The sequence below is a fragment of the Sphingomonas sp. PP-CC-3A-396 genome, from assembly GCF_004343105.1.
Lineage (GTDB): Bacteria > Pseudomonadota > Alphaproteobacteria > Sphingomonadales > Sphingomonadaceae > Sphingomonas.
On record NZ_SLYF01000003.1, the window covers coordinates 39,165 to 54,354 of the forward strand.

The window sequence follows — 15,190 nt, forward strand, 5'->3', positions numbered from 1 at the left end:
CGTCCTTACTCCGGCATGTCGGCGAGCGGTAGCCTTACCACGAACCGCGCGCCGTCGAGCCGGTCTTCGCGGGATTCGACGAAGATCGTGCCCTGATGGCCGTCGACGATCGTCCGCGCGATCGCCAGCCCCAATCCGGAATGCTGGCCGAACGTCTCGCTGTCGGGGCGGACCGAATGAAAGCGCTTGAACACATCCTCACGCGCGTCCTCGGGTACGCCGGGGCCTTCGTCTTCAACGCGGACGACGAGGTCCTCGCCTTCGCGGATTGCGGAGATCGCAATGAGCCCCGCGTCGGGCGAGAAGGAGAGCGCGTTGTCGATCAGATTCTCGAACACGCGTTCGAGCCGCGCGCCTTCGCCGAGTATGATCGTGCGCTCGTCGGGGTTGCGATCGAACCGGAGGCGGATACCGCGCTCGACCCCGCGTGCGTCGCGTTGCGCGACGAGCCCGTCGATCATCGCCGCGACGTCGACGGGCTCGAACTTCGCCCGACTGAGCTGTGCGTCGAGCCGCGAGGCTTCGGAGATGTCGGAGAGCAGGCGGTCGAGCCGGCGGACATCGTCGCGGACGATCGCGAGCAACTGCGCCTGGAGCGCCGGATCCTTGACGCGCGAAAGCCCCTCGACCGCGGACCGGAGCGAGGCGAGGGGGTTCTTCATCTCGTGTGTGACGTCGGCGGCAAACGCCTCGGTGGCATCGATGCGGGCCCTGAGCGCGAGGCTCATGTCGGAGAGTGCGCGCGCGAGCATGCCAAGTTCGTCGCGGCGCGAGGGGAGTCGGGGGACGACGACCTCGCGAGCACGACCCAGCCGGACACGCACAGCGGCACGCGCAAGGCGGCGAAGCGGGCGGACGATCGTGCGCGCGAGGAACAGCGACAACAGGATCGAGACGATCGACACGCCGAGCAGCACCATGCTGAGCCGGAACCGCTCGATGCGCACCGTCTTGGTGATATCGCGTGCGTTGACCGTGGTCATCACGACGCCGCCCATCGGCAGCGGCGCGGCGGCGGTCAGCACCGGCGTACGATCGGGCGTCCGCCAGACCGTCGTCGATACCATGCTGCGTCCGCGGACCGCCGTCACGTCGGGCCATTGCTGCGTACCGCTGCGCTCTCGGTAGAGCGGCGGGCGCGGCGCCATGACGATGACGTCGATCGTCGCGTCCAGGAAGCGGGCGATCGTCTGGTCCCAATCTTCCTTGTCCGGGTCCATCAGCACGAAATTGCGCAGGCCCAGCACGCGGCTGTCAACGGTCGTCCGTCCCGTGCCGTCGAACAACCGGATCCGCGAGCCCGTGTCCCGCGCGAGCCTCAGCACCAGTGGATCGCGCAACGTCGGATCGACGGCGGCGATCGCCTCGCCGATCAGCCGTGCTTCGCGTGCGGTCTGTGCGACGCGATTGTCGACGACCCGACTGCGATACGAGTCGAGATAGAAGAACCCGCCCGCCAGCAGCAGCAGCGCGAAGATGTTGACGGCCAGGATGCGCCGCGTGAGCGAGATCTGTCCCGACCAGCGCAGCGTGAGATCACGCCCGTCGACACCCAGTTCATTCCTCAGAAAATCGATATCCGGCACCATATAATGTCTCGATAGCGTCGAACGCGGGATCGACCTGCCTGAATTTGCGGCGGAGTCGTTTTATGTGGCTGTCGATGGTCCGGTCGTCGACATAGATATCGTCCTGATACGCCGCATCCATCAGCTGGTTGCGCGTCTTGACGATGCCGGGGCGCTGCGCGAGCGTCTCGAGGATCATGAACTCGGTCACCGTCAGCGTGACCGGTTCGCCGCCCCACAACGTCCGGTGCCGCGCCGGGTCCATGCTGAGCCGCCCGCGATCTAGCGGCCCCGCCGCTTCGGCCTCGGTCTCGGTGCCCGGCGATTGCGTCAGTTCGGTCCGCCGCAGGATCGCGCGGATGCGGGCGATCAGCAGTCGCTGCGAGAACGGCTTGGCGATGTAATCGTCCGCGCCCATCGCGAGCCCGAGCGCCTCGTCGAGCTCGTCGTCCTTGCTGGTGAGAAAAATCACCGGGATCTGGCTCTTCTCGCGCAGCCGACGGAGCAGTTCGAGCCCGTCCATGCGCGGCATCTTGATGTCGAATACCGCGAGGTCCGGAGGGTTGTCGGTCAGCGCCTTCAACGCCGTCTCGCCGTCCGAATAGACTCGCGTGACGAAGCCCTCGGTCTGCAGCGCGATCGACACGGATGTCAGGATGTTGCGGTCGTCGTCGACCAGCGCGATCGTTGCCGTCATCTGGGAAGCTTTGCCTCGGTCGTTGGCGTGTCGGCGTAGGGCAAACCGCCGCGGCACTCAACTAGAGCCGTATCGGGACAGCGTCGTGGCTCAGTGGATTTGACCGGTGGAAAGCTGACCCGTACAGCCGGCCGCAACGACATACATACGTATGCGATAGAAACTTAGGAGAGAGATGCCGTGTCGAGCGAGCGTATTCCGGCCGTCGGCCTATCCGCGCAGGGGATCGAAACCCGCGCCAATCTGCACTGGAACCTGGTTACCGCGCAGCTCGTCGAGGCGGCGCTGGAACGGCGCGAGGGGACGTTGTCCGCCGACGGTCCGCTAGTGGTCGAGACCGGCGCGCATACCGGGCGATCGGCGCAGGACAAGTTCATCGTCCGCGATGCCGAAACCGACGCGACCGTCTGGTGGGGCAAAAGCAACAAGGCGATGGAGGCCGCGCATTTCGCCGCACTGAAGGAAGATTTCTTCGCGGTGCTGGCGCAGAAGGACGAGCTGTTCGTGCAGGATCTGTACGGCGGATCGCAGGCCGATCACCGCGTCAACGTTCGCGTGGTTACCGAGTTGGCGTGGCATAACCTCTTCATCCGGACGATGCTGGTCCGGCCCGAACAGGCGGCGCTGAAGGATTTCGTCTCCGACTATACGATCGTCGACCTGCCGAGCTTCCGCGCCGATCCCGCGCGGCACGGCTGTCGCAGCGAGACGGTGATCGCGGTGAACTTCACCGACAAGCTGATCCTGATCGGCGGCACCAAATACGCAGGCGAGATGAAGAAGTCGGTGTTCGGCCTGCTCAACTATCTGCTGCCGCCGACCGGGGTGATGCCGATGCATTGCTCGGCGAACATGGGCGCGAACGGCGACACCGCGGTGTTCTTCGGCCTGTCGGGCACCGGCAAGACGACGCTGTCGGCCGATGCCAGCCGGACGCTGATCGGCGACGACGAGCATGGCTGGTCCGACACCGCGGTCTTCAATTTCGAGGGCGGTTGCTATGCCAAGATGATCCGCTTGTCCGCCGATGCCGAACCCGAGATTTTCGCGACCACCAAGCGGTTCGGGACGGTGCTGGAGAACGTCGTGATGGACCCAGCAACGCGGTTGCTCGATCTTGACGACCACACGCTCGCCGAGAACAGTCGCGGCGCGTATCCGATCGACTTCATCCCGAATGCGTCCGCCGAAAACATGGGCCCGGTGCCGCGCAACATCGTGATGCTGACCGCGGACGCGTACGGCGTGCTGCCGCCGATCGCGAAGCTGACGCCCGACCAGGCTATGTACCATTTCCTGTCGGGCTACACCGCGCGCGTCGCCGGGACCGAGATCGGCGTCACCGAACCGGACGCGACCTTCTCGACCTGCTTCGGCGCGCCGTTCATGCCGCGGCATCCGTCGGTCTATGGCAATTTGCTCAAGGAGCGGATCGCGAAGGGCGGCGTCGATTGCTGGCTGGTCAACACCGGCTGGACCGGTGGCAAATACGGCGTCGGCAACCGCATGCCGATCAAGGCGACGCGGGCGCTGCTAAACGCCGCACTCGATGGGAGCCTGAACGATGCGGAGTTCCGGACGGACCCGAACTTCGGGTTCCAGGTCCCGGTAAGTGTACCGGGCGTCGACAGCGCCATCTTGGATCCGCGCACGACTTGGGTAGACAAGGATGCGTACGACGCGACGGCCGCCAAGCTGGTCGACCTGTTCGTCGAGAACTTCGCCCAATTCGCCGAGCATGTCGACGAAGGTGTCCGGCAAGCGGCGCCGAAGGTTCGCGAGGCCGCCTAAAACTCCTCTCCCCTCGGGGGAGAGGAAGGGGCCCGCACGACGAAGTCGGGTGGGGAAGGTGAGGGCACCTGATACGGCGTGCCCTCACCGCGCCTCTACGCGGCTTCCCTCTCCCCTAAAGGGAGAAGGTCTAGAGCGCCTCCACCACCACCTCACCATCAACGACCGACGTGACGCGAACCCGCGTACCAACGTCCGCGTCCTCACCACGCGCTGGCCAGCTCCCGTCTCCGACCAACACGCGCCCACGGCCCCCGACCAGCGCAGTCTCGACTACGACAACCTGACCCACCAACCGCGCAGACCGATCGTTCAACATCGGATCCCCGCCCTCGACCGGATAATCCCGGTACCAGCGCTTCCCGATCAGCACCGTTACTGCGCTCCAAACGCCAAAGGCAGCCAGTTGCGCCGCCATCGGCAGATCCGGCAACACGTACACCGCTACCCCCGTCACCGCTGCTGCAATTGCGAGAAACACCAGGAACACCCCCGGCACCGCCAGCTCGGCAATCCCCAGCACCAACGCCGCGATCAACCAAGCGCCAGCCGCCCCGATCGCGTCCATCAGCTTTTCGGAACCTCGGTCGACTTCGACAACTCGAACGGCCCGCGTGGCGTTGGCTTGGCCGGCGGCGAAGCAGTCGCATCGCGCAAAGCATCCTTCGCCAGCTCGCCGATCCCGCCAAGCGTCCCCATCAACTGCGTAGCCTCGACCGGGAACAGGATCGTCTTCGCATTCGGCGAGGTCGCGAACTTGCCGATCGCCTCGACATATTTCTGCGCGATGAAGTAATTGATCGCCTGCGCGCCACCCTCCTCGATCGCCTGCGACACAGCGCGCGTCGCCGAAGCTTCCGCCACCGCGGCCCGCTCGCGAGCCTCGGCATCGCGGAACGCCGACTCCTTGCGTCCCTCGGACTCAAGGATACGCGCCTGCTTCTGCCCCTCGGCGCGCAAGATCTCCGAAGCCCGCGAACCTTCCGCATCCAGAATGTTCGCCCGCTTCTCGCGCTCCGCCTTCATCTGCCGGCCCATCGCGTTGACGATATCCGCCGGCGGGCGAATGTCCTTGATCTCGACGCGCGTGATCTTAACCCCCCACGGCGTCGTCGCATGATCGACCACGTTCAGCAGCCGCGCGTTGATCTCGTCACGCTTCGACAGCGTTTCGTCGAGGTCCATCGACCCCATCACCGTGCGCAGGTTGGTCGTCGTAAGCTGCAACAGCGCCTGGTACAGGTCCGACACCTCGTACGCCGCCTTCGCCGAGTCGAGCACCTGGAAGAACACGACCCCGTCGGTCGAGATCATCGCATTGTCCTTGGTGATGATCTCCTGGCCGGGGATGTCGATCACCTGCTCCATCATGTTCACCTTCCGCCCGACGCGGTAGAAGAACGCGGGGTAGAAATTGAAACCGGGTCGCGCGACCGTCGTGAAGCGGCCGAAATGCTCGATGGTGTATTGATAGCCTTGGTGGACGATCTTGATGCTGGTGAAGAGGTACAGCAGCACCAGCGCCAGCAGGAGCGCGGCAACGATCAGGCCCATCGAACAATCCCCCATCCGTGTATCGCACCGCTATAGCACGTGCGCGAAGGACAGGCCTAGCCGTACGCCGCGCCTTTGGTTACATGGCGCGCCACCTTACACCCAGGAACGGCAGCTCTCATGGATATCCGCCTCGGCCTCACTTTCGACGACGTCCTCCTGTATCCGGGGGAATCGGACGTGCTGCCAAGCCAGGCCGATACCCGGACGCAGGTGACGCGCGGCATCGCGCTCAACATCCCGATCCTCTCGTCCGCGATGGACACCGTCACAGAAGCCGACATGGCCATTGTGATGGCGCAGCTCGGCGGAATCGGCGTGCTCCACCGCAACCTAACCGTCGAGGAACAGGTGGTCGCGGTGCGTCAGGTCAAGCGCTTCGAGTCGGGCATGGTGGTCAATCCGATCACGATCCGGCCCACCGCGACGCTCGGCGAGGCACAGGCGCTGATGTCCGGGCATCGGATCAGCGGCATCCCAGTCGTGGAAGCGGACGGCAAGCTCGTCGGTATCCTCACCAACCGCGACGTGCGTTTTGCGGGCGATCCGAAACAGCCCGTCAGCGAACTGATGACGCACGAGAATCTCGCTACCGTCTCGACCGAAGTCGGTAAGGAAGAGGCGCGTCGCCTGCTCCACGCCCGCCGCATCGAGAAGCTTCTGGTGGTCGATGCGCAGTATCGCTGCGTCGGGCTGATCACCGTCAAGGACATCGAGAAGGCGGTGATGTTTCCGGATGCGACCAAGGACGAGGCGGGCCGCCTGCGTGTGGCCGCGGCGACGACGGTCGGCGACAAGGGCTTCGACCGGACTGAACAGCTGGTTGACGCCGGCTGCGACCTGATCGTGATCGACACCGCGCACGGCCATAATCGCGACGTCGGCCGCGCGGTCGAGCGCGTTAAGAAGCTGTCGAACTCGGTGCAGGTGGTGGCGGGCAACGTCGCGACCGGCGAAGCGACGCGCGCGCTGATCGGCGCAGGCGCGGACGGGATCAAGGTCGGTATCGGCCCGGGCTCGATCTGCACTACGCGCGTCGTCGCAGGCGTCGGTGTCCCACAGCTGACCGCGGTGATGGATTGCGCGGAGGCGGGGCACAAGGCTGGCGTCCCGGTGATCGCCGACGGCGGCATCCGTACCTCGGGCGACATGGCGAAGGCGCTCGCGGCGGGCGCTTCGACCGTGATGATCGGCTCGCTGCTCGCAGGCACCGACGAGGCACCGGGCGAGACGTTCCTGTACCAGGGGCGTGCGTACAAGTCGTACCGCGGCATGGGCTCGGTCGGCGCAATGGGCCGCGGGTCGGCGGACCGCTATTTCCAAGGCGACATCAAGGACCAGCTGAAGCTCGTGCCCGAAGGCATTGAGGGGCAGGTCGCGTACAAGGGCCCGGCGAGGGATGTCGTTCACCAGCTGGTCGGCGGCATCAAGGCGGCGATGGGCTATACCGGCTCCGCGACGATCCCGGATCTCCAGGCGCGGGCGGAGTTCGTGCAGATCACCGGTGCCGGGTTGATGGAGAGCCATGTTCACGACGTCACGATCACGCGCGAAGCGCCGAACTACCCGACGCGGTAACGGCGCTTCCCCCTCGCTGGAAAGGGAAGCGGGCTTGGGTCGGTTGCCGCTTGCTTACTGGCCAGCGACTGGGAAGTATCCCTACTCACAATCGTCATCTCCGCCTGCGCGGGGATGACGATTGTGTGCGGGTCCTAAGCCAGAACGACGTGACAATGGTCACACCCTTCCGTCATCCCGGCGAACGCCGGGAGCCACGGACACGGTGGACCCAGCGTAGCGCGCAACCATCACCCAAATCGCAACCATGGGTCCCGGCGTTCGCCGGGATGACGGGGAAAGGGATGAGACGGGGAAAGGAATGTCGGGTGAACGGGTGGGATGCGCTGCTGCGTGGCGGCCGACCCGAAATTATTCCCCTCCCGCCGCGGGAGGGGCTAGGGGAGGGGATGATGACGAACACTCCGTACCAAGCCTCCCCCCGAACTAACGCGAACTCGGGAGCCCAGAAGTGACTCCCCCAGCACGCACTCAAGCCGCGATCGAGCTCCTCGACCAGATCATCGCCGCAGCCCGCGAGTCCGGCGCTGCCGCTGACACGCTGATCGCGCGCTATTTTCAGACCCGCCGCTACGCCGGCTCGAAGGACCGCCGCGCGGTCCGCGAACTCGTCTACGCCGCGGTCCGCAAGGCCGGAGACCGCCCCGAAAACGGTCGCACGGCGATGCTGCTCGTCGCCGACGCCGATCCGGAAGTCGCCGCAACCTTCGACGGCTCGACCCATGCGCCCGCCCCGATCGCCAAGGATGAACCCCGCGCCCGCGCCGGCGTCGCACCGCAGTGGTTGAGCAAGGCCCTCCGCGCTTCAGGCCTCGACGGTGCCGCACTGACAGACCTAGCCGGCCGCGCCACGCTCGATCTCCGCGTCAACACGTTGATCGCCGACCGTGCGACCTTCCTCGCAGCGCTTCCCGAAGCCGAAGCCACCCCCCACGCGCCGGACGGCATCCGCCTCCCCACCGGCACCAACGTCGAAGCGCTCCCGCTCTTCAACGAAGGCGCGCTCGAAGTGCAGGACGAAGGCAGCCAACTCGTCGGCCTCGCGATGCAGGCGAAATCCGGCGAACGCATCGTCGATCTCTGCGCCGGCGCCGGCGGCAAGACCCTTGCGTTGGCCGCAACGATGAAGAACGAAGGCGTGATCCTCGCCTGCGACACCGACCGCAACCGCCTCTCGCGCCTTGCCCCCCGCGCGACCCGCGCCGGCGCGACGATCGTCGAGAGCCGCCTGCTCAACCCGACGCGCGAGATCGAAGCGCTCAGCGAATGGGCCGGTCGTGCGGACGGCGTGCTGGTCGATGCCCCCTGCTCGGGCACCGGCACTTGGCGGCGCAACCCCGAGGCGCGCTGGCGGCTCACCCCCGACCGCGTCTCGCGGCTGCAATCGACGCAGCAGCAGGTGCTCTCCGTGGCCGCCACGCTGGTCAAGCCCGGCGGCGCGCTCGTCTACATCGTCTGCTCGCTGCTCGACGCCGAGGGTACCGACCAAGTCACCTGGTTCCTCAACGCGCATCCCGGCTGGACGACCGAGCCCCTGACGCTCCCCGCCGGCGCGAAGCACGGCCACGGCGTCCGCCTCGAACCCGGCCGCGACGGCACCGACGGCTTTTTTGTCGCGCGCCTCCGGGCTGCGTGCTAGCCAGCCGGCTGATGACCCGCCTGGAGACGATCATGCGTTTTTCGTCCGTTGCCCTTGCCGCCACGCTGACTCTCGTGTGCGTATCGACCTCGCTCAGCGGGCAGCGTCCCGACGCGCAGATCGATGCCCGCTCGATGCAGCTTCTAGCGCAGGGGCGTTCGTTGATGACGGCGGGCAATCTCGACGGCGCGACCGATGTGCTGGAAACGTCGGTCGCGGTCGACCCGCGCAACCGCGCGGCGTTCCTGCTGCTCGCCCAGGTCGCCGAGAGCCGCGATCTGCCGGGCAAGGCGATCCGGCTGTACCGCGAGGCGTTGTTGCTCGAACCGAACGATGTCGCCGCACTGAAGGGCCAGGGCGAGGCGCTGGTCGCCAAGGGCGCAGTGGTCCGTGCGAAGGACAATCTCGTGAAGATCCGCACGCTCTGCAAGGGCGCGTGCCCCGAGGCGACGCAACTCGCCGCGGTGATCGCCAAGGGCCCACCGATTGCAACGGCTCAAGTCGACAAGACGCCGGTCGCCGCCAAGGACTGAGGGTTCCCGCGAAAGCTGCACCTCCCCGGCGGAGGCCGGGGCCAAGCTGGGGAACGGTTATAACTTCGGATGGCGGGTCGTTACTACGCCCTTTCCAACTGGGTCCGGGCCTCCGGCGGGGAGGTACTCCTCGAAATGTCCTGTGCGTGTAGGCTAGTCGCCCCGAGGCGCTCCGACCGCTTTCGCCAGCGCCACGAAATCCTCCACCGACAGCGTCTCCGCCCGCCGCGTCGCCTCCACCCCGATCCGCTCCAGTGCATCGAGTGCGCCCGGCACGCCCTTCAGGCTTTGCCGCAGCATCTTGCGCCGCTGCCCGAACGCCGCCCCCGTAAGCCGCTCCAGCACCGCGAAGTTCACACCGTCCGGCGCCTCGACCGGCGTCATATGCACCACTGCCGACATCACCTTCGGCGGTGGCGTAAACGCCGACCGGTGCACCGGCATCGCGATCCGCGCGGTCGAGCGCCACTGCGCCAGCACAGCCAGCCGCCCATAATGATCGTCGTTCGTCTTCGCGACGATCCGCTCCGCGACTTCCTTCTGGAACATCAGCGTGCACGACTGCCACCACGGCAGCCACGATGTCGACAGCCACCCGACCAGCAACGCGGTGCCGATATTATACGGCAGGTTCGACACGATATGCGGCTTGCCCTCGAACAGCGCAGGGGCATCGATTTCCATCGCATCGCCCTCGATCACACGTAGCTGCCCCGGGTACGCCTCGCCGAGTTCCGCCAGCGCCGGGATGCACCGCCGGTCACGCTCGATCGCCGTCACCCGCGCTCCCGCCGCGAGCAGCGCGCGCGTCAGGCCGCCGGGGCCAGGGCCCACTTCGAGCACTTCGGCATCGTGGAGATCGCCCGGCACCGCGGCGATCCGCTTGAGCAATTGCCCGTCGAACAGAAAATTCTGCCCAAGCGCCTTGCTCGCGTTCAAGCCATAGCGCGCGATGACCTCGCGCAGCGGGGGGAGGTCCGTCATAGCTGGTCCGCTCACGACTGGGCGGCGGTCTGCGCGCGTCGGTCCGCTGCTTCACCCGCCATCGCGATCGCCGCGATCATCGCGCCGGGTTCGGCGAGGTTCTTGCCAGCAATCGCGAACGCGGTGCCGTGATCCGGCGATGTCCGCACGATCGGCAAGCCGAGCGTCATGTTGACGCCTTCGTCGAAATGAATCGTCTTTAACGGGACGAGCGCCTGGTCGTGATAGCAGCACATCACGACGTCATAGGTCTCGCGCGCGCGCGGGTGGAACATCGTGTCCGCCGCAAACGGTCCGGTCGCATCAATTCCTTCCTCGCGGAGCATCGCGATCGCCGGCGCGATGATATCGATCTCTTCCCGGCCAAGCGCACCCTGTTCGCCGGCATGCGGATTGAACCCCGCGAAGGCGAGCCGCGGGTTCTCGATGCCGAAGTTCCGCAATAGTCCGCGTGCGGTCGCGCGCGCCTTGGCGACGATCAGATCGACCGTCAGCAGCGCGGACACGTCTTTCAACGGCACGTGCGTCGTGATCGGCACCACCTTCAGCGAAGGTCCGGCCAACATCATCACAGCGTTGTCGCCCGCGACGCCGTAGCGCTCGGCCACGAACTCGGTCTGCCCTGGATGACTGAAGCCGATCGCATACAGCTGGGACTTAGACACGGGGCCCGTAACGAGCGCACGCGCTGCACCTGTGCGGACCAAGCCGACGGCGAGCTCGAGCGAATGCAGCGCACACCGCGCACCATCGGCGTCCGGCTCGCCCGGAACGATCGCGCCTGCATCGCCGACGGTGAGCACGGGCAATGCCGTTGCGAACGCGTCGGCAGCGGCGGTCATGTCCGCGACGCGCGCGATCGGGCCCGCCCAGACCCGCTCGATCGCACGCGCATCGCCCACCGCCACGAAAGGCGGCAGGCTATGCGTTGCACGCGCATCCCACGCCTTGGCGATGATCTCGGGCCCGATCCCGGCAGGATCGCCCATCGACACTGCCAGCGGCTGGACGCGCGTCATGCCGCGATCACCGATATTCGACCACGGCATCGCGCCGCAGATCGCGCAGCTTCTGCTGCGCGCGCAGATTGACGCGCTGCTGTTCGAGCTGGCCCTGGATCTGCTCGGAGTTGGGCACCGAACCGCCCGCCGCTTCGTCGCGACCGCACAGCACCAGCGCACGAACGCCCTGCTCGGCGGACCCGAACGGCGGGCTCGACTCGCCGACCTGCAGCTTTAGCATCACTTCCTGGAGCTGCGGCGGCAGGTCGCGGATCCGGACCGTATCGTTGTCGACCACGTCCGCGCCGATCCCGGCCGCAACCTTCTCGACCGTACCGCAGCCGCGCAGCTCCTGCGTCGCCTTCGCGAACGCCTGTGCCCGCGCCGAAGCCTGCGCCTGGTTGGTGTTCGGCGGGAAGCGCAAGGTAAGCTGCTTCAGGCTGAGCTTGGCGTCACGCGGATCGGCGGTCAGCACCTGGCGCTTGTCGGTGAGGTAGAGGATCGAATAGCCGCCCGAGACGTCGATCGGTCCGGCAACCTGACCGACCTGCATCGTCGTCGCGGCTTCAGCCAGCTGCGCCGGCAAAGTCGCCGCACGAATCCAGCCGAGATCGCCTCCGACCGCGCGGGTCGACGCTTCGGAGAATTGCCGCGCGTAATATTCGAACGGCTGCGCACCCTTCTGGATTTCCTGCAGGATCTGTTTGGCGTTCGCATAGACCTGCTGGCTGTTCGCCGGCGTTGCCGCGAGGTAGATTTCCTTGAGGTTGAACTCGTCGGTGCCCTTGGCGGCCTGGAGACGGTCGATGATCGACTTCACCTCCTCGTCGCCGACGTTGACGAACGGCTCGACCCGGCGACGCAGATAGCGCTGCCACGCAAGCTCACCCTCGATCTGGCGCTTCAGCGACCGCTCGGACGAACCGGACTCGCGCAGATAGGCGCGCATCGCGACCGGCGTGCGGTTGAACCGCTTCGACACCGCGTCATAGCTCTGCGTGAGCTCGGCCGGGGTGATCGTGATGTCGGCGGTCTTCGCTTCCTGGATCTGGAGCGTTTCGTCGATCAGCTGGCGGAGCACCTGGAGCTTCAGCCGCTCGCGATCCTCCGGCGACAGCTTTGCCTCGTTCGCCATCGCCACCAGCGCCACGCGCTGGTCGACGTCGGTGCCCGTGATCACTGTGTCGTTGACGATCGCGGTCGGCTTGCGGACGTTCGGATCGAGCTTGCCGAAGATCTGGAGGTTGGTCGGGATGTCGAGACCGGTATTGTCCGGCACGCTCTGATCCTGCACCGTTTGACCCGGGGTCTGAGCCTGCGCCTGAGCACCGCGCGGTGCGCCCTTGGCCGGCGCGGCCCGAGGCGGCGCACCCTGTGGCGGCACAGCCTGCGCGATCGCGCTTGCCGCCAACGCGGCCAGAACCACCCCACCGATCACACGGCCGCCACGCGCCGCCAGTCGAACATCATGCTTCAAGTGTCGGTATCCCATCATCGCACGCCGTACATCGCGCCATCATTGCCATGACGACGCATATCCGACGCGGGTTGCCCCAGAGTAGCTGAACGCGGGCTTAGCGGCCGAGGTTGGTGAAGGCCAGCGTCAACAGGAAGCTGTTGCCCTTCCGCGCGTCGCCGGTGTCGTTGTAGGTCCGCCGCCAGGTGCCGCCCAGGCGGAGGCAATCGTCTTCATACTGGATGCCGATCCGGTGGCGGATCGGCGTGAAGCCGTCGCTGCGGGAAAGCGGATCCTCCGCGGTGTTGGTCAGATCGACCACGCCCGAGCCGAATGCGGACCAGAAGCGCGCGAACTGGACGCGGCCGGCGAGACGGACTTCCTCGCGGTCGCGCAGATCTTCGATCGACGCGTCGATGTTGCGGTTGAGTTTGAGGTAGCCGACCAGCACATAGGTCGCGCGCGAACCGATCGTCGCGTCGACTTCGTTGCGACGGATCGCAAAGCCGTCCTTGTCGAGCCGGTAGCGGTGGACGATCGAGACGAAGTCGCGGAACCGCAATTCGCTGCGCCCGACGATGTCGGAGAACCGATCGCTGAGGCCGGTACCGTCGGGCAGGATGGTCGGCCGCTTGTCGACACGGTAGCTCTGCCCGACATTGGTCGTGAAGCTGATCCCCGGCAGGTCGAGTGCCCATTCGCCGCCATAGGTGACGCGTGACGAATCCTCGAACCTGTCATACCCGGCGAACCGGTTGAGCGAGAAGAGGTTGGTGTCGTCGAGATCGACTGCGCGCGAATCCTCGTTGGGCAGCGAGAGGTTGGCGACCTTCGGAGCGGCGACGAACTGGACGCGCGGGGTGAAGCGCTGCGTCCCGCCCAGGAACGTGCCGATGAACGGCCATTTCACGTCGACTGCGGCCGCGCCGATCACGCGCTGGTGAAAGCCCTCCAGCCCCTGGTAATTGACGATGGTCTCAGAGATGTCGTTGGTATTGTAGAGGTCGCCGCGCGCAAACGCCGTGAAGGTGACCTCCTGGCCCCAGTTGGTGAAGCGACGCAGGTCCCATTGCAGACTGGCGAACGCGCGCTGCGTGTCCTGGCCGTCGGTGCGGGTCAGCGCGAGCGTATTAAGCTGCAGCTGGAACTTGCCGCCGACGAGGCCATCATCGAAGCGCTTGCGATAATCGATTTCCGGCAGCGCGATGGGCTGCTGGCCCTGGCTGTCGTTGACGCGCAACGTCTGGGCGTACCAACCGCTTAGCGAGAAATAACTGGTGTCGTCGATCCGCTCCAGGCTCGCCGTGGTGCGCAGCCGGTCGTCGCGCGAGATATCGTAGCGGCGCAGGAACGTCCGGTCGGTCGTCAGGCGGAGTGAGCCGCTCGCGGTCCAGTTCGGCGAAAGCTGATAGCGCGCCATGCCATCGATATAGCCGCGGAACGCCATGCTGGTGTCGGTGGACGCCCCAGTGGTCAAGTCGTCGCTGCGGCGGCTTTCGGTCGCATAGGCGCGAACGCTGAACGCGCCCTTCGAATTGAGCGCGGAATAATCGACCTGCGCCATCGGCAGCACGCTGCTGTAGATGTGCGGCGTAATGACCAAACCCTGGTTCGGGGCGAGCTTCCGATAATAGGGGACGCTGACTTCGAGGCCGTTGACGCGGCTATAGCCACCGTTGGGCGAGAGCAGCCCGCTGTCGCTGCCGCCGCCGACCGGGTTGGAGAATTTGGGCAAAGGCAGGCTCGGCAGTCCGAACAGATGCAGCCGTGCCCCCGAATAATAGATGCGCTTGCGCTCGGGGCGATAGGTGACGCGGACCGCGGTGATCTTCCACGTCGGCTCCTTGGGGCAGCCCGCCGAGTTCGTGACGCCGCACGGGGTGTAGGCGGCGCTCTTCAGATTGACCGTGCCGTCGGTCTCGCGCGTGCCCTGCTTGGCCGCGAGGCGCCCGCCTTGTTCGAGAACGACGAGCATGTTGTCGACCACGCCGTCCTTGAGCGAGTCGGTCAGATTGATCTCATCGCCATAGGCAATGTCGCCTTCGGGATTGGTGACCGCGATATTGCCCGTCGCGACGACCTTGCCGGTCTTGCGGTTCCAGACGACCTTGTCGGCGCGCAGGCGACTGCCTTGCCGGAACATACGGACTTCGCCGTTGGCGGTGACGATTTCCGTATTCGTGTCGTATTCCAGGCCGTTAGCGCTGAACTGGACCTGATCCTCGGCGGGAGCTGCAGCAGGCGCGTTCGCAACCGGCGCGTCCTGTACCGGCGGCGCGACCGGGCGGTTCTGGAAATCCTGAGCCTGCACGGGGGAAGTCGCCAGTCCGCACGCCAGCGCGAGCGAAACGGCACAACCCGTCAAAAGGTCGATACGCAACACGATCCG

Annotated in this window: 12 protein-coding genes; 4 read left to right on the forward strand and 8 right to left on the reverse strand. The window is 66.2% G+C overall.

Features of this window, described 5'->3' with window-relative positions; all coding sequences use genetic code 11:
* Window positions 1-5 precede the first annotated feature (5 nt).
* Both C8J40_RS06525 and C8J40_RS06530 read right to left on the reverse strand, forming a co-directional pair.
* A complete protein-coding gene (locus C8J40_RS06525; RefSeq protein WP_132896321.1) occupies window positions 6-1,589 on the reverse strand; it encodes a stimulus-sensing domain-containing protein in 1,584 nt (527 codons plus the stop codon).
* Window positions 1,558-2,265 (reverse strand): response regulator transcription factor, encoded by a 708-nt coding sequence (locus C8J40_RS06530; RefSeq protein WP_056058673.1) that lies wholly within the window; start codon window positions 2,263-2,265, stop codon window positions 1,558-1,560. The genes C8J40_RS06525 and C8J40_RS06530 overlap by 32 nt, the downstream gene beginning before the upstream one ends.
* A gap of 180 nt (window positions 2,266-2,445) precedes the next feature.
* On the opposite strand from C8J40_RS06530, the gene C8J40_RS06535 reads away from it, so the two are divergent.
* Complete coding sequence (locus C8J40_RS06535; protein ID WP_132896322.1) at window positions 2,446-4,056, forward strand: phosphoenolpyruvate carboxykinase; 1,611 nt, start codon at window positions 2,446-2,448, stop codon at window positions 4,054-4,056.
* 130 nt (window positions 4,057-4,186) lie between these two features.
* On the opposite strand, the gene C8J40_RS06540 is transcribed toward C8J40_RS06535, so the two are convergent.
* Window positions 4,187-4,624 carry an NfeD family protein gene (locus C8J40_RS06540; protein WP_132896323.1) on the reverse strand — a complete coding sequence of 146 codons (438 nt, stop codon included), beginning with the start codon at window positions 4,622-4,624 and terminating at the stop codon, window positions 4,187-4,189.
* On the reverse strand, window positions 4,624-5,610 hold the full coding sequence (locus tag C8J40_RS06545; RefSeq protein WP_132896324.1) for an SPFH domain-containing protein: 987 nt from the start codon (window positions 5,608-5,610) through the stop codon (window positions 4,624-4,626). The genes C8J40_RS06540 and C8J40_RS06545 overlap by 1 nt, the downstream gene beginning before the upstream one ends.
* A 120-nt stretch (window positions 5,611-5,730) precedes the next feature.
* Here C8J40_RS06545 and guaB point away from each other — a divergent pair, with 120 nt between their 5' ends.
* From guaB to C8J40_RS06560, 3 genes are all read left to right on the forward strand, one after another.
* Window positions 5,731-7,188 carry an IMP dehydrogenase gene (gene guaB / locus C8J40_RS06550; RefSeq protein ID WP_132896325.1) on the forward strand — a complete coding sequence of 486 codons (1,458 nt, stop codon included), beginning with the start codon at window positions 5,731-5,733 and terminating at the stop codon, window positions 7,186-7,188.
* Window positions 7,189-7,639: 451 nt separating this feature from the next.
* A complete protein-coding gene (locus C8J40_RS06555; protein ID WP_132896326.1) occupies window positions 7,640-8,827 on the forward strand; it encodes an RsmB/NOP family class I SAM-dependent RNA methyltransferase in 1,188 nt (395 codons plus the stop codon).
* 32 nt (window positions 8,828-8,859) lie between these two features.
* A complete protein-coding gene (locus tag C8J40_RS06560; RefSeq protein WP_207894042.1) occupies window positions 8,860-9,360 on the forward strand; it encodes a tetratricopeptide repeat protein in 501 nt (166 codons plus the stop codon).
* Between the two features lie 153 nt (window positions 9,361-9,513).
* Here C8J40_RS06560 and rsmA read toward each other — a convergent pair whose 3' ends face one another.
* The 4 genes from rsmA to lptD form a co-directional block, all read right to left on the reverse strand.
* Window positions 9,514-10,344: a 16S rRNA (adenine(1518)-N(6)/adenine(1519)-N(6))-dimethyltransferase RsmA gene (rsmA, locus tag C8J40_RS06565; RefSeq protein ID WP_132896327.1), complete on the reverse strand. Its 831-nt coding sequence runs from the start codon at window positions 10,342-10,344 to the stop codon at window positions 9,514-9,516.
* A gap of 11 nt (window positions 10,345-10,355) precedes the next feature.
* A complete protein-coding gene (gene pdxA / locus C8J40_RS06570; protein WP_132896328.1) occupies window positions 10,356-11,393 on the reverse strand; it encodes a 4-hydroxythreonine-4-phosphate dehydrogenase PdxA in 1,038 nt (345 codons plus the stop codon).
* The gene (locus tag C8J40_RS06575) at window positions 11,371-12,837 is read right to left on the reverse strand and encodes a peptidylprolyl isomerase (RefSeq protein WP_132896625.1); all 1,467 of its coding nucleotides are present in this window, start codon (window positions 12,835-12,837) and stop codon (window positions 11,371-11,373) included. Before C8J40_RS06575 ends, pdxA begins: the two co-directional genes overlap by 23 nt.
* An 82-nt stretch (window positions 12,838-12,919) precedes the next feature.
* Entirely contained in the window at window positions 12,920-15,184 is a 2,265-nt protein-coding gene (lptD, locus tag C8J40_RS06580) for an LPS assembly protein LptD (RefSeq protein WP_243693236.1), read from the reverse strand.
* Window positions 15,185-15,190 lie beyond the last annotated feature (6 nt).

Excerpts from the sequence above, each read along its gene's own strand:
- C8J40_RS06530 (WP_056058673.1), bottom strand. The coding sequence starts at position 2,265 with ATGACGGCAACGATCGCGCTGGTCGACGACGACCGCAACATCCTGACA.
- pdxA (WP_132896328.1), bottom strand. The coding sequence starts at position 11,393 with ATGCCGTGGTCGAATATCGGTGATCGCGGCATGACGCGCGTCCAGCCG.
- C8J40_RS06560 (WP_207894042.1), top strand. The coding sequence starts at position 8,860 with ATGCGTTTTTCGTCCGTTGCCCTTGCCGCCACGCTGACTCTCGTGTGC.
- C8J40_RS06540 (WP_132896323.1), bottom strand. The coding sequence starts at position 4,624 with ATGGACGCGATCGGGGCGGCTGGCGCTTGGTTGATCGCGGCGTTGGTG.
- C8J40_RS06545 (WP_132896324.1), bottom strand. The coding sequence starts at position 5,610 with ATGGGCCTGATCGTTGCCGCGCTCCTGCTGGCGCTGGTGCTGCTGTAC.
- C8J40_RS06575 (WP_132896625.1), bottom strand. The coding sequence starts at position 12,837 with ATGGGATACCGACACTTGAAGCATGATGTTCGACTGGCGGCGCGTGGC.
- guaB (WP_132896325.1), top strand. The coding sequence starts at position 5,731 with ATGGATATCCGCCTCGGCCTCACTTTCGACGACGTCCTCCTGTATCCG.
- C8J40_RS06525 (WP_132896321.1), bottom strand. The coding sequence starts at position 1,589 with ATGGTGCCGGATATCGATTTTCTGAGGAATGAACTGGGTGTCGACGGG.
- rsmA (WP_132896327.1), bottom strand. The coding sequence starts at position 10,344 with ATGACGGACCTCCCCCCGCTGCGCGAGGTCATCGCGCGCTATGGCTTG.